This is a genomic window from Hymenobacter sp. IS2118, assembly GCF_000715495.1.
Taxonomy (GTDB): domain Bacteria; phylum Bacteroidota; class Bacteroidia; order Cytophagales; family Hymenobacteraceae; genus Hymenobacter.
This window is the reverse complement of sequence record NZ_JNLX01000150.1, coordinates 1-13557: the sequence shown is the minus strand read 5'-3', so window position 1 is coordinate 13557 and position 13557 is coordinate 1. Positions and strand designations below refer to the sequence as shown.

Genomic DNA, 13557 nt, shown 5'->3' with positions numbered 1-13557 from the left:
GAAAGTAGAAGTTAGAAAGTGAGCCGAATCGAACCGCCGTACGTGCGCGACTGTGGCAGAGCGTTGAACTCCAGGCCCTGCGAATTGCTTTGGCCCTGGGCGTTTACCTCCGGGTCGATGTGCGGAATGTTCGGTGCGTAGAGGAACACGTTGCGGGCATTGAGGCCCAGTTCTACACCACCCAGGAAGGTTCTATCGGTCAGTGTCTTTGGCAATGAATACGTCAGTGCCAGCTCACGCAGGCGTATCCACGAGGCATCAAACACCACAAACTCAGCCCGGCCAAAACCGTACAGGTCGTTGTAGTAATCTTCTGCCGAAATCTGTACGTCGTTGGTGCGGAATGTGCCATTAGGGCGGCCATCGGTTCCAACGTTGGCGATTACCCCATCGATGATGAAAGTTTTCTCACGGTCACCAGTTTCAACGGCTGCGCCCTGGCGACGAACGTCGCTGATATTGCGCGAAATGACGTCGCCACCATAACGGATGTCAAGCAAAGTGCTCAGGGTTAGTCCCTTGAAGGTGAAGTTGTTGGTGAAGCCACCGGTCCACTTTGGATTGGGGTCGCCCACAATCTGGTTGTCGGATGCCAATACTGCGCGGCCCTGAGGCGTCACCTGCAAGCGGCCGGTAGGGCGACCCTTCTCGTCTACGCTTTCGCGCTGAAACACGCTGCCGAAAATAACCCCGTAAGGTTGGCCGGCAATCAAACGGGTGCTAGGCGTTACAAAACCACCGAGGGTGATTTGGGTTACGCCCGGAGCCAGCTCCAGAACCTTGTTGCGCACGCGCGAGAAGTTGAAGGAGTTGCTGTAGGTAAAGTTGCTGAGCTTGACCGGAATGGTGCTAATCATGAACTCAACGCCCTTAGCCTCCGATTTGCCGATGTTCTGGAACGCGTTGGTGAAGCCGGATGCCGACGCCACGGGAACTGCGAAAATGATGTCCTTGCTTTTCTGCTCGTAGTAGGTCGCCTCCACTGCCACACGTCCGCCAAAGAATCGCAAATCCGTACCAAATTCGTAGCTGGTCGTGAATTCCGGGCCCAGGCTGGCGTTGCCGCCGGTATTATCCAACGACTGGCCAAGCTGGTTGCGGAAAGGGAAAGTCAACTGCGGACCAAAGCCGTCGGCCGGCGTATTGGTTGAGGAGAAGTACGTATCGGTTACGTAGGTAGGGGCCTCGCGCCCAACCTGTGCCGCTGCTGCCCGCAGCTTCACCTGGTTCACCACGGTGCTTTGTTTCAGCACGGGAATGGCATCGCTGAGCACCACGCTAAGCGAAGCACCGGGGTAAAAATAGCTCCGCTGTTTTGCCCCAAAGGTCGAAGAGTAGTCGTTCCGGCCGGAAAGGCCCAGGAAAGCGAAGTCGCGGAAACCCAACTGCAGGTCACCGTAGAATCCAATCAGACGGCGCTTGGTTTTATCACCGAAGGGCAGATAGGATTTAGTGTTAGTGATGTTATCAAAGCCGCGTACCTGAATTTCGGTACCTACGGTGCCGATGTCGGTAGTAGCGCGCTGGTTAATTTCGTTACCTAAGAGCAGGCGCGCGTTGAAGTCTTCGGTGATATCACGCTTCAGCGTCAGGTTCAGATAAGAGCTGGTTTCGGTGCGGCTGAACGATTCGTCCAGAATATTACCAACTGCACCACCGGCCCCGTTAGCAATGTTCGACCCGCGGCTGTCGAGGGCGTTCACCGACTTGATGATTTGGTTGTAAGTGTCAGTGCCGAGCTTGTAGTCGACCGACAGCCAATCCGTGAAGTCATAGCCAATGCTGGCGTTGCCTACGATGCGGTTAAGTTGGTCGTTGTACGTGTTGTTTTTGATGGTCCACAGGGGGTTGTCATCGTTGCTATACCACGTGTTATCGGGGAGAATGCCAAATACGGCAGCTCCCTGCTGGCCGCCATTGGGCAGCTCAAAGGGGTAACGCTTCAGGTCGTAGGTGCGGGGCAGAAACCAGGTGCGGAAGAAAGGGTTTACCAGCGCGTTGCCCTGAGGCGTGCGTTCCGAGCGGTTATTGGTGTACACCAGGTTAACACCTGTGCGCAGCTTTTCGGTAAGCTGGGCGTTGCCGTTGAAGGTAAGGGTGTTACGCTTCAGGTTGTTGTTGTCCAGAATGCCCGTTTCGTTGAGGTTGCCATACGCCGCGTAATAGCGGGTTTTCTCAGTTGCTCCCGACAGGGCAATGTTATTCTGAAAGTTGGAGCCGGTCTTGAAGATGTCCTTCACGTTGTCGGGCTGAATGGTCAGCACTTCATCTTCGCCGCGGAAGTTCTGTACCGTCTGGCCCGTTACGCGAGGCCCCCACGAGGCGTTACTCACCGCGCTGAAGTTGCCCCGGTTGCCCTGGCCGTAAGTATTCTGGTACTCAGGCAGGCGTCCCACTTTCACAATGTTGTAGTTGGAGCTCACCGAAACGCTCTGCTTCTTGGTACCCAGCGTAGCGCCCTTTTTGGTCGTAATCAGAATGGCGCCCGAAGCAGCCCGTGAACCGTAAAGTACGGCTGCGGCCGGGCCTTTCAGCACCGAGATGCTTTCCACGTCGTCTTGGTTGAGGTCAATGGCACGGTTGGAGTTGGCCACGCCATTTTGCAGGGCATTGGTACCACCACCGTTATCAATTGGAATACCGTCTACCACGAATAGGGGCTGGTTGCTGCCCGTGAAAGTCGTTAAGCCACGAATGAAGATGCTCGACGAAGCGCCCACCATGCCGCTGGCACCCTGCACCCGCACACCTGCCACCTTGGCCGTCAGCGAGTTGGAGATGTTGGTGGCACGGGCCTGAGTTAGTTCCTGATTTTTAACCTCGGAAACCGAAAAACCCAGTGCTTTTTTCTCCTGTTCGCGGCCAAAGGCCGTTACGACCACCTCTGCCAATTGTTTAGCATCCTGCGCCAGCGCGATGCTGAATTGCGACTCAGTGCCAATGACACGCTCCTGCGTAGCCATGCCCACTGAACTGATTACAAGCGTACCCCCGCTTGTTGGCACGCTCATGGTGAAACTACCATCCGAGTTACTCGAAACGCCATTAGTTGTTCCCTTTTCGAGGATGGTGACGCCTGGCAGGCCATCACCTGTTTTTTGGTCAGTTACCCGTCCCGAGATGGTTCGCGTTTGCGCCATTGCCACTTGGAAGAGGGTAAACATGAGCACTAAGCCCATGAGTAGGGTTTTTTTCATCTGGTAAAAAAAAAGGTTAATAAAAAGCACCGAAACTGTGCCGAAAAAAGTGGTTCACCGCAAAAGTATGAGTTACACAAATGATGCTTTAAACCTATCAATTTGCCCTCCTCAAAACTTCCGGGCTAAAAGTAGCACCAAATAGGCTGATTTCACTACTTACGGCACGTTTAGAACGCATAAAATCGGAATTTTAACTACAAATTGGTCTGAGCCGTGTGCTTAGTTAATCTATCCTATCGGGTACCTCGTTGGGGCATGTATTGCTTCAGATAGAATTTTTCTTAGCCGACGTTGTCTTTTGTTTTCAGAGCCGCATACTGGGTTGCAAACCAAGCAGGTGGCCTGCTCCGCGTCTAGTGTATGGTTGGCGATACTAAAATAAGTCAGACAATGGTGATTCGGTTTTGGAGAAGACCTGCCTTACAACCCGAATTCAGCCAAAAGCCAACTAATAAACCCAGATTGCGTGGTATTGACTAAGGGCAAAAAAAAAGTCTGTTCTGCGTGAACAGTCTAAGCCTGAGGTATTCGACGCCCTCTATTTCTACTTGCCATGCGCGAAAAGACCAGTGCAATTACTGTGTGCTCGATGATTCAATTCGTTTTACCCGCGGCGATGCCTGTCCCGCCTTCGGGCCGACGCCTGACCGATGCCCAAGTGCTTAACACGGCACTGGTGGCCATTTTCTTTTTTTGAAAGTAAAATATTTATAATCGAATATTTAACCGGGTACCACTGGAGTATAACCGCCTGCACAAGAGCGGCTGCACGCGCTGAGCGACACGTTCCACACGCTCTTCGTTACTTTCGACTACCTGCTCAAAAACCTGCGTTCCGAGGCCCGTTGCGCCGTGGATTAGCCCCCGTGGCCATGTGCCATAATACGCACATCCCGCGGTGTAAGCTCTTGCGAGGCAAGGCGTACTATGGGCGTTGCACCAGCAAGCCCTATTGATTTTACGGCCTCAGAGTCTAGGTTGTGGTCACCAGCACGGGTGTGTCCCCGTCAAGTTTCATCTCCACGCCGGAGGCGAGGCCGACAACAAAGGCTTGCGGAGCTGCCTCTGAACCTGCCCCCAGGCAACGTACTCACACCGATTCGGGCTACTCGAACTACTTAGCCAAGGACGTGTTTGAAGAAGCGAGCAGCAGTCGCCAGTAGAGTGCGCGGCACAAAAACAGCAAGCGGCCTCACCATCCGGCCCAGAACTTTCTGCTCTAATTACTTGAGCAAGGGTAGCGAGACCACCGCCAGCCGCCTAGCCGCGCGCTTTCTTAAGCAGAGTCATGCCGTAACAGCAGCCGACTTCGCTTTAAAAAATGCCCTTTCTATTTTTTGCCAACGCCTACCATCATGTTGGTTTGTAGTCTGCATCTTGGGTTAGCATGGGCGCGAATACTGGTTGTAAGTCATAATCGTCAGGGTTGGTCTAAACTGCCGAATGCGGAAGCAAGTCCCTGCTACTTCGGTTTGCTGCCACAAAAAAAGGGCTGCCATAACTGGCAGCCCTTTTTAATTCTTGGAAACGAACCTAGAATTTGTCCCAGAATATTTTCGTGTCAACCTTATCACCACCAATAGCAGTGCCAGCAGCTTTCGCATTGGCACCGTTGATGTTGAGTTCAGGAGTAGGATAGGGGAAACGTAGCGGGATAACGCTCACAGCGGTAGCAGGTGGGGTCAATTTCGGGAAATCCAGGCGGCGCCACTCCGTCCAGGCCGTTACCGGCTGGTTGTAAAGAGAAATCCACTTCTGAATGCCGATTTTCTCCTTATAGTCGCTGCCACTGGCAGTAGCATAAGCTACACTGGCTTGTCCCAGGTACGCAGTAGCATCGGCGGCGCTGCCCCCGTTATTGAGGATAGACGCAGTAACGCCGGCCTCGTAGTGGGAAGCAGCAGTGCCCCCAACTGCGAAGCTGCGTGCTGCGGCTTCAGCCAAAAGAAACTCAACTTCCGAGTAAGAAAGCAGCATGCCGGGCAGCGTCGGGTCTTCCAAGGCTTCGCCGGGAGCGGAGAAATCGCCATAGTCGACTACTATCGAATAGGGGGCACCTTTGAAGACACCACCTGGAGCTTCTTTGAAGTAGAAATCACGACGAGGGTCGTTCAAGCTATTGAGTTTGTTGATGAAGAAGTCCACACCAACGAAATCTTCACGGCCGCTGTTCACCAAGTCCTCGAATACTGGATTCTGGTTGGGAAGAGCTTCGAGGAAGGTGAACTGCGCGTTGTCCGCATTCGACTTGAATACGTTTGTAGCGGCTTGCACGGCAGCGGCTTGGGCTTTGGGCGCGTCAACATCCGCGATGGTAAGCGCCATGCGCAACTTCAGCGAATTACCGAATTTAACCCACTTAGGCATGTTGCCATTGTAGATAATGTCGGCGCCACCCAAGCCAGCGCTCGCGGCATCGATGGAGGCCAGCGCGGCATCCAAACGGGTGAAGAGCGAGGTGTAAACGGTTTTGGCGTCGTCGTAGGCAGGCTGAGGCTGGTTAAAGTCCAGTGCCTCCGTATACGGAATGTTGCCGTAGGTGTCAACGAGGGTCTTCCAGGCATAGATGGAAAGTATCTCGACGCAGGCTTGCCGGTTGGCTTTCACTTTGTCAGTAACCGTTGCATCGGCCGCAATCAGCCGTTTGGCTTCATTGAGGTTGCCCAATGCCGGGCGGTACAACGCATTCCAGAACTGGTCGTTGATTTGGCGCGGCTGGATAAGGTAGTCTGACTCATCCGTATACGTCGTTTCGGTCCAGTACTGGACGTAAAGACGGAAGGGGTTGTTATTCACGTTGGGGGTGACAACGGCACGAGTCAGCGCCCGCTCAGCCGTAGTTACGAGGGTAACAGCAGGCACGTTGGATGGCCGTTTGGCATCCACATTGTATTCGTCCAAGCTATCAACGCAGCTGGTGGTGAATACCAACATCAGGCTTGATAGCAAATAAAAGGCTCTTTTCATATAATTAAGCGAATGAGATTAGAAGCTGAAACGAATGTTTGCGCCAACGGTGCGGGCAGTTGGGTACGAACCCGACTGGTAACCCTGGCCCAGGTTGCCGGAGCTCAAACCCTCTTCGGGGTCAGCATCAGGCAGGTTCTTGTGGATAATCCACAGGTTACGGCCGATGATGGAAAGGTCAACACCCTTCACGAAGCCAAAGCGGGTAACAAGTGCCGAGGGCAACGAGTACGACAGGTTTACTTCACGGAGCTTCACGAAGCTGGCATCGTAAACGAAACCAGCATTAGGGTTGCCACCGTAGCCGTAAGGAGCTTGGTTGCCGTTGTTCTCAATACGTATCGTGTTGGCAGTGCCGTCTTCGGCCACGCCGGGTAGGATAATGCCACCACCGGTTGCAATGCTGTTACGCGAAGGGTTGCCCAAATCGTTCAAGCCAACGGTTTCGGGCTGCAGGCCCGAGGACAAGCCGTAGTAACGGTCGAGCGAGAAAACGTCGCCGCCGGACTTCACGTCAATCAGGAACGACAGTGAGACGTTCTTGAAAGTAAGTGCGTTGGTCAGGCCACCGCGCCAGTCGGCATTTGGGTCACCAATTTCGGCATCGGCGCTGGTCGTAGCGTAGATTCCCGTCTCCTGGTCAATGATGCGCTGGCCATTTTCATGGTACACGTAGTCGGTGCCGCGCAGCATACCAGTAGGTCTGCCCACCGTGAGGTTCGACGAAACGCCGCCCTGGTAGCTAGCCAACTCAACGCTGGTTACCCCGTCGTACAAGGAGAGCACTTCATTGCGGTTGCGGGTGTAGTTGGCACTAACGCGCCAGTTGAAGCTAGCCGTTTTTACGGGCACCACGAAAGCAGCGATTTCCACGCCACGGTTGCGAATCTCGCCGGAGTTAACGAAGCGGGAATCGTAGCCGGTAGCCGTCGAGATGTTAACCGGAATAATCTGGTCGAACGAGTTCGACTGATAGCCCGTCACGTCGAAGCCGATACGGCTATCCAGGAAGGCAGCCTCGATGCCAATCTCGCCGCTGCGGGTTTGCTCCGACTTCAGGTCGGGGTTGTTCTTGGTTGCGGGCAGCGAGAAGAGCGGAATAGAGCCGAAAGCAGTTGGCTTGGCATATACGTCGTTCACGGCGAGTGCCCGTGCACCAGCGCCTACCTGTGCATAGTTGGCTCGCACCTTACCATAGGAAAGCCAAGTGGCCTTCTCTTTCAGGTCTTCGGAGAAAACGTAGTTGATAGCGGCCGAAGGGTAAACGTAGGAATTGTTGGCAGTGGGCAGGGTGGTAGACTTGTCCCGACGAACGGTGAGGTCCAGATACACCCGGTCGCGGAAGCCAAACGTGGTGCTGGCGAAGACGCCATCACGACCGATTTGCGACAGGTTCTCGATAGGAGGCGTCAAGGGGTCCTGCGTGTTGCTGAGGGAGTACAACCCTGGTACAACCAGGCCACCATTGGTGCTGGCAAAAATGCTCTCCCGACGAATCCGGTTCACGTTGGTACCAATCAGGCCCGCGAAAGAGAAAGCGTCGTTCAGCTGAAACTTAAAGTTACCAAGCAGGTCGTAGTTGGATTCGCGGTAGGTGGCGTTGAAGCGCGAGTAGTAGGGCAGGTAGCTGACGGTGGTGCTACCAACAGCCGAACGCTCTTCCTGCTGCTCGTCGTACGTGTCGAGCGATACCCGACCCACGATGTTGAACCAGTCAGCCAGCTTGTAGGTAGCTGAAACGTTGCCGAACGTGCGGAAACGCGTGTCGTTCTCGAAGTTAGCGAAGCGCGTGAAGTAAGGGTTGTTCCAGTAGATGGCGTTGAACCGGTTCGTTACTGGGTTAGCAAAGTTCCAGGTCGCGTTGCTCTGGTTGCGGTTGTAAGCATCTTCCTGCTCGCTGATGTCAACATTGACCGGCCACCACTGACGGAAGTTAGACATGAGGTTTTCGGAGCCGTAGCCAGTGCCATAACGGCCCAGGCCTTTGATGCGGGTGAAGTTAACCGAGGCGCTGGTAGTCAGCTTGGGCGTTAAATTCAAGGAACCACCGAAATTGACGATGTCTTTGGTGATTTTGCTGTTCGGCAATACCCCGCGCTGAACGTCGTTGATGTAACCGAGCTTGAACGTACCGTTGTCGTTGCCACCGTCCAGCGAGAGGCTGTTCAGGGTCGAAACGCCGGTTTCGAAGAAATCTTCGGGGCCGCTGTCGGCTGCAACCCAAGGGCGGGCCTGGCCAAAGGTGGGCGAACCGAGCGTGAAGGCATCCCACTGCTTTACTTGCAAAGCTGGGTCGAACTTGGGGCCGTACGAGGCGTCGTCGCCGGTGCGTACCACTTTCGAGCCGTCGGCAGCAGTACGGAAAGCCTGCAGATAACCACCGCCGTATTCTTTCTGGTACTTGATGAAGGTGCTCTTGTCGATGCGGGCGGCAGTTACGCCGGTGTTCACCGTCACGTTCAGGCCCTTGCGGCCTTTCTTGGTCGTAATGAGGATAACGCCGTTGGCGGCCCGCTCGCCGTAGAGGGCCGTGGCAGCCGCGCCTTTCAGCACAGTGGTGCTGGCAATGTCATCGGGGTTGATGTCGGATGCCGCATTACCATAGTCGTAGCCGGAGCCACCGGTTTGCTGGGCAGTGCCATTGGAGTTCAGGTTACTGATGGGAACGCCATCGACCACAAACAAGGCCTGGTTGTTGCCAAACAGCGACTTCGTGCCCCGGATAACCACGTTGCTCGAACCACCCAGGGTATTGCTCTGGGTGATGGCCAGACCGGCCACTTTGCCCGAAAGGCCATTGATTGGGTTAGGGTTACGGGCCACTGTGATGTCGGAGCCGTCAATCTGCGTGGCGGAGAAAGCCAGCGTGTTGCGATTCCGCTCAACGCCCAGTGCCGTTACCACCACCTCGTTCAACTGCTTGGAGTCGGTAGCGAGGGTAATGTTGATGGAGCTGGCGTTGCCGATGGCCGACTCCTGCGAAGCGTAACCAATGAAGCTAAAAACCAGTGCATTGGCAGTTGCAGGCACCGTCAGGGTGTAGCCGCCGTCAGCATTGGTGCTGGTGCCCACGGTAGTGCCTTTGGCAAGCACCGTCACGCCGGGCAATCCTTGATTAGTTGACCGGTCGGTCACCTTACCAGAAATGGTGCGGTCCTGCGCCTGGACCTGCTGCAACAGGGCCATAAAAAGCGCAAAAACCAACAATAATGATTTTTTCATGCGTACTGAAGTTTGGTGAGTGAAAAGAGAAAAAGAGTAAAAAGTGAGTGGAAACAAAAACTTAAAGTGTGGAAGTTACCGGCAAGTATAACGAAAATATGAGTCAAATACTTGCAAACAGGATTTGACAAATGTCTTTAATGGCACATAATCAATTCATTAACAGATTATTTCTATTCGATTAAACTAGCAGTTTACCAAGTAGCTTGGTAATTGGCTGTCAAGGCAATAAGGCTAAGATAAGGATAAGCCCATCGCGCTGCTTCCGCAAATGCCATGCAGCTTCTGAAAAAAATCAGCTCTGCATCAAAAAGCCCTTGATGTACTCATCCAAATCCCCATCCAGCACGTTCTGCACGTCGGTGCGCTCGATGCCGGTGCGCAGGTCCTTGATGAGCTTGTAGGGGTGCAGCACGTAGTTGCGGATTTGGGAGCCGAAGTCGATGCGTTTCTTGGTGGCTTCCACTTTGTCGCGTTCCGCATGGCGCTTGTCCATCTCAATTTGGTAGAGGCGCGACTTGAGCATGCGCAGGGCGTGCTCCTTGTTCATGAGCTGGCTGCGCTCAATCTGCACCGCGATGATGATGCCGGATGGCGCGTGCGTGAGCCGGACCGCGGTTTCGACCTTGTTCACGTTCTGCCCGCCCGCACCGCCCGCTCGGAACGTATCCCAGGAGATGTCGGCCGGGTTGATATCGATGGTGATGGTGTCGTCAATTACCGGGTAGGCAAAAACGGATGCGAACGACGTGTGGCGCCGCCCGCTGCTGTCGAACGGCGACATGCGCACCAGGCGATGCACCCCAATCTCGCTTTTGAGGTAGCCGTAAGCAAAGTCACCGTCGATTTCCAACGACGCGGATTTTATGCCCGCGCCTTCGCCGGGCTGGTAGCTGACCTGCCGCACGCTAAAACCGTGGCTTTCGGCCCACATGATGTACATGCGCATGAGCATTTCGGCCCAATCCTGGCTTTCGGTGCCACCGGCGCCGGGGTTGATATCGATGATGGCCGAGAGCTGGTCTTCCTCGTCGGAGAGCATGCGTTTGAACTCCAGCTGCTCTACTTTTTTGAGTGTCAGCGCGTGGTCGGCCAGCATTTCGGCTTCCGGCACGTCGCCCTCCCGATGGAAATCGAAGAGCACCTCAGTATCAGCCAATGCTTGTTGAACGGCTTCGAAATCGTCGGTCCAGGTTTTGATGGCCTTGATTTCGCGTAGCGTGACCTCGGCGGCCTTGGAATCGTCCCAGAAGCCGGGCAACGTGGTTTGCGCCTCAGCGGCGGCTATTTGTTCTTTGCGGGCATCGTAGTCAAAGATACCTCCTCAGGGCCTCAACGCGGCCCTTCAAGTCCTTAATCTGGTCCTGAGTCATGGTGGAAAAATAGGGTGGAGGCGCGAGGGCCTTAAAACGCGGCTGAGCCGCTCCCAACGAGTGGGATTGAGCACGAAAGTACCGAATTCTGCCCCGTCATGCCACTGCTCGGTCCAAAGGACTGCTTTTTTTGAATTGGATTTACGCAGCCGACTTTCTAACGGGTTCTCTCGCAAGGGTTCGCGGAAGTGAAATACAGCGGTTCGTAGGCTTTGCTTCCGGCCCTCCGTGTATTTCCTCATTTCACGTCCGCAACCCTTGTGAGAAACAGGAATCAGTCGGTCCTGATTTAAACGAACGACTCAAAACGGCCAGTCAAAGCGCGGTATTGGGGCGCCCAAAATGACCGGATTTCGGCCCTGCTGCCAACCATGAAAGCTCAGCTACGTAGGCAGGCCTTAACACTACATCTCCGTGTGAATGCATGAAAATTACGCTTACAACGAAGCTTTTTGCCGGATTTGTGATGTTGCTGGCGCTTTTTGCGGTAGTGGTGCTCTTCTATTACCAGCTGGCCGGGCAGGTTTTGCAGAATACGCACAAAGTGGAAGCCTCCCAGCGGGTCACCAACCACGCGTCGAATGTGATGCGCAACATTATCAATATGGAAACCGGATTTCGCGGCTACCTGCTCATTGGTAATGAGGCGGCGCTGAGTACTTACTATGATGGCCAAAGGCAGCAAATTGGCCGTTTTGCTGAGCTTCGGACCTTGGTAAGCAGCTCACCGGAGCAGGTGAAGTTGATTGACCAGGCCCAGCGGCTGCTTCAGCAATGGTCGGGCTACAGCCACATGCTGATACTGGAGAAGCGGGAGGTGCGCCGGCTCAACCCCCAGCAGAGTAGCCTCGAAGGCATGGCACACCGCGGCCTGGCCGAGGGCCTTTCCGGAAAGCAAGTGATGGACAACATCCGGCAGCGGCTGGCTACTTTCGAGCTGCGCGAAGCGAAGAAGCGGGAGCTGTTGCGCGATAATCTGGACCGCAGCATTGCGCGGGCAAAGTGGTTGTCGGCGGGGTTGGCGGTGGCCGCGCTCGTGTTTGGCCTGGCATGGGCCTTTTACATCGTACGCATCTTTTCGCGGCGCCTGCGCAGCATGCTGGACCTGGCCCACCGAATGGCCAACGGCGACTACAGCAGCCAGATTGTGGACAACGAGCAGGACGAAGTGAGCGAGCTCACCACCGCACTCAACGTGATGGCGCGCACCGTGGGGGCCAACATCAGCCAGCTCGAAAGCCGCAACCAGGAGCTGGACCAGTTTGCCTATGTTGTGTCGCATGACTTGAAAGCTCCTTTGCGCGGCATCGAAAGCGCTTCCCGATGGATAGAGGAAGACATGGGCAAAGAGGAGCTGCCGGTGGCCATCCGCGAGTTTTTGAAGCTGATGCGGCAGCGCGTGCAGCGCATGGAAAAACTCATTACCGGCATTCTGGACCTGGCCCGCATCGGCCGGAACACGCAGGCCGACGAAACTGTGTTTGTGCGCACGCTCCTGCGCGAAGTCATCGACAGCCTCAACCCACCGCCCGGCTTCCACGTTGAGCTACCTTTTTTCCTGCCCACTCTGACGACCAACGCGGTGCAGCTGCAACAGGTGTTTACTAACCTCATCAGCAACGCGCTCAAGTACCACGACCATCCGGAAACCGGTACCGTAAAAATTTCCTGCGACGACGCGGGTGAGTTTTATCTTTTTTCGGTGGAAGACGATGGGCCGGGTATTGACCCCGAATATCACGACCGGATTTTTGTTATTTTTCAGACCCTGACCGAGCGGGATACGTTGGAAAGCACCGGCGTAGGACTGGCCATTGTGAAAAAAATTGTGGAGCGCAAGGGGGGGCGTATTGGGGTGAAATCGGCGGAGGGACAGGGCGCTACGTTTAGCTTTACGTGGCCTAAGCAGCCGCGTGAAGTCAGTATTTCAGCTGCTGGTGTGGCCGCCTCCCGTCATTCTGCCGTACCTACTACTACCTGATAGCAGCCTTTTGCTGCCTTTGCGGGCATATTCCCGCCGTTGACCTATCATTAGGGCGTGAGGACAATAAGAAATCAGCTATATGTTTACTGCTTATTTACTTTTCAGCATGCGCCGTCACGAAATTTCTGATGCTACCTGGGCCCTGGTTGCCCCGCACCTCTCCGGCAAGGCCGCCGATGGCGGGGCGACGGCCGTCGATAACCGGCTGTTTTTCAACGCTGTGGTGTGGATAATGCGCACCGGCTGCCCGTGGGCCGACCTGCCCGAACGCTTCGGCAAGTCCGACACGGCCCGCAAACGCTTCCGCCGGCTGGCCGAAAAAGGCGTCTGGCGCCGCCTTTTCCAGGTCGTCCAAGCGCCGGAGCTGGACTGGGTGCTGCTCGACTCGACCATCGTGCGGGCGCACCAGCACGCGGCGGGCCAAAAAAAAGCGACGCTCAGACCGAGTGCCTCGGCCGCAGCCGGGGCGGGATGAGCACCAAAATTCACGCCTGCGTCGAGTCGCTGGGCAACGCGGTGCGCCTGCTCGCCACCCCCGGCCAGGCCGGCGACAGCCCGCAGGCGCTGCCCCTGCTCGACGGCCTCGACGTGGGCCAGGTAGTGGCCGACACGGCCTACGACAGCGACCAAACCCGCGCCTATTGCGCTCAACGCGGTATTCAAGCCGTCATCCCCAGCCACCCCAACCGCACCCAACCGCTGCCCCTGGACGAGAATGCCTACCGCGACCGCAACAAAATCGAACGCTTTTTCGGACGCATGAAGCAGTATCGCCGCTTGGCCACCCGCTACGAGAAGACCATCGTTTCCT

Annotated in this window: 6 protein-coding genes and 1 pseudogene; 3 read left to right on the top strand and 4 right to left on the bottom strand. The window is 55.4% G+C overall.

Annotation, left to right across the window (positions count from 1 at the left end):
• Positions 1–11: 11 nt before the first annotated feature.
• Positions 12–3197 carry a SusC/RagA family TonB-linked outer membrane protein gene (locus GM79_RS15505; RefSeq protein ID WP_152560023.1) on the bottom strand — a complete coding sequence of 1062 codons (3186 nt, stop codon included), beginning with the start codon at positions 3195–3197 and terminating at the stop codon, positions 12–14.
• A 556-nt stretch (positions 3198–3753) separates the two neighbouring features.
• On the opposite strand from GM79_RS15505, the gene GM79_RS25540 reads away from it, so the two are divergent.
• The gene (locus tag GM79_RS25540; protein WP_161787193.1) at positions 3754–3897 is read left to right on the top strand and encodes a hypothetical protein; all 144 of its coding nucleotides are present in this window, start codon (positions 3754–3756) and stop codon (positions 3895–3897) included.
• 836 nt (positions 3898–4733) lie between these two features.
• Here the strand turns inward: GM79_RS25540 and GM79_RS15500 are convergent.
• The 3 genes from GM79_RS15500 to prfB form a co-directional block, all read right to left on the bottom strand.
• On the bottom strand, positions 4734–6167 hold the full coding sequence (locus GM79_RS15500; RefSeq protein ID WP_035565593.1) for a SusD/RagB family nutrient-binding outer membrane lipoprotein: 1434 nt from the start codon (positions 6165–6167) through the stop codon (positions 4734–4736).
• An 18-nt stretch (positions 6168–6185) separates the two neighbouring features.
• Positions 6186–9389 (bottom strand): SusC/RagA family TonB-linked outer membrane protein, encoded by a 3204-nt coding sequence (locus tag GM79_RS15495; protein ID WP_035565591.1) that lies wholly within the window; start codon positions 9387–9389, stop codon positions 6186–6188.
• A 295-nt stretch (positions 9390–9684) separates the two neighbouring features.
• Positions 9685–10762, bottom strand: a protein-coding gene (gene prfB / locus GM79_RS15490; protein ID WP_152560022.1) for a peptide chain release factor 2 whose coding sequence is annotated in 2 segments (ribosomal slippage) — positions 9685–10701 and positions 10703–10762 — 1077 coding nt in all. Because the reading frame shifts where the segments join, the coding sequence is not laid out codon by codon here.
• A gap of 424 nt (positions 10763–11186) precedes the next feature.
• Here prfB and GM79_RS15485 point away from each other — a divergent pair.
• Together GM79_RS15485 and GM79_RS26550 are read left to right on the top strand one after the other, a co-directional pair.
• Positions 11187–12743: a sensor histidine kinase gene (locus GM79_RS15485; RefSeq protein ID WP_081867803.1), complete on the top strand. Its 1557-nt coding sequence runs from the start codon at positions 11187–11189 to the stop codon at positions 12741–12743.
• An 82-nt stretch (positions 12744–12825) separates the two neighbouring features.
• A pseudogene (locus GM79_RS26550) lies at positions 12826–13557 on the top strand (IS5 family transposase); the annotation flags it as partial.

Excerpts from the sequence above, each read along its gene's own strand:
- GM79_RS25540 (WP_161787193.1), top strand. The coding sequence starts at position 3,754 with ATGCGCGAAAAGACCAGTGCAATTACTGTGTGCTCGATGATTCAATTC.
- GM79_RS15495 (WP_035565591.1), bottom strand. The coding sequence starts at position 9,389 with ATGAAAAAATCATTATTGTTGGTTTTTGCGCTTTTTATGGCCCTGTTG.
- GM79_RS15485 (WP_081867803.1), top strand. The coding sequence starts at position 11,187 with ATGAAAATTACGCTTACAACGAAGCTTTTTGCCGGATTTGTGATGTTG.
- GM79_RS15505 (WP_152560023.1), bottom strand. The coding sequence starts at position 3,197 with ATGAAAAAAACCCTACTCATGGGCTTAGTGCTCATGTTTACCCTCTTC.
- GM79_RS15500 (WP_035565593.1), bottom strand. The coding sequence starts at position 6,167 with ATGAAAAGAGCCTTTTATTTGCTATCAAGCCTGATGTTGGTATTCACC.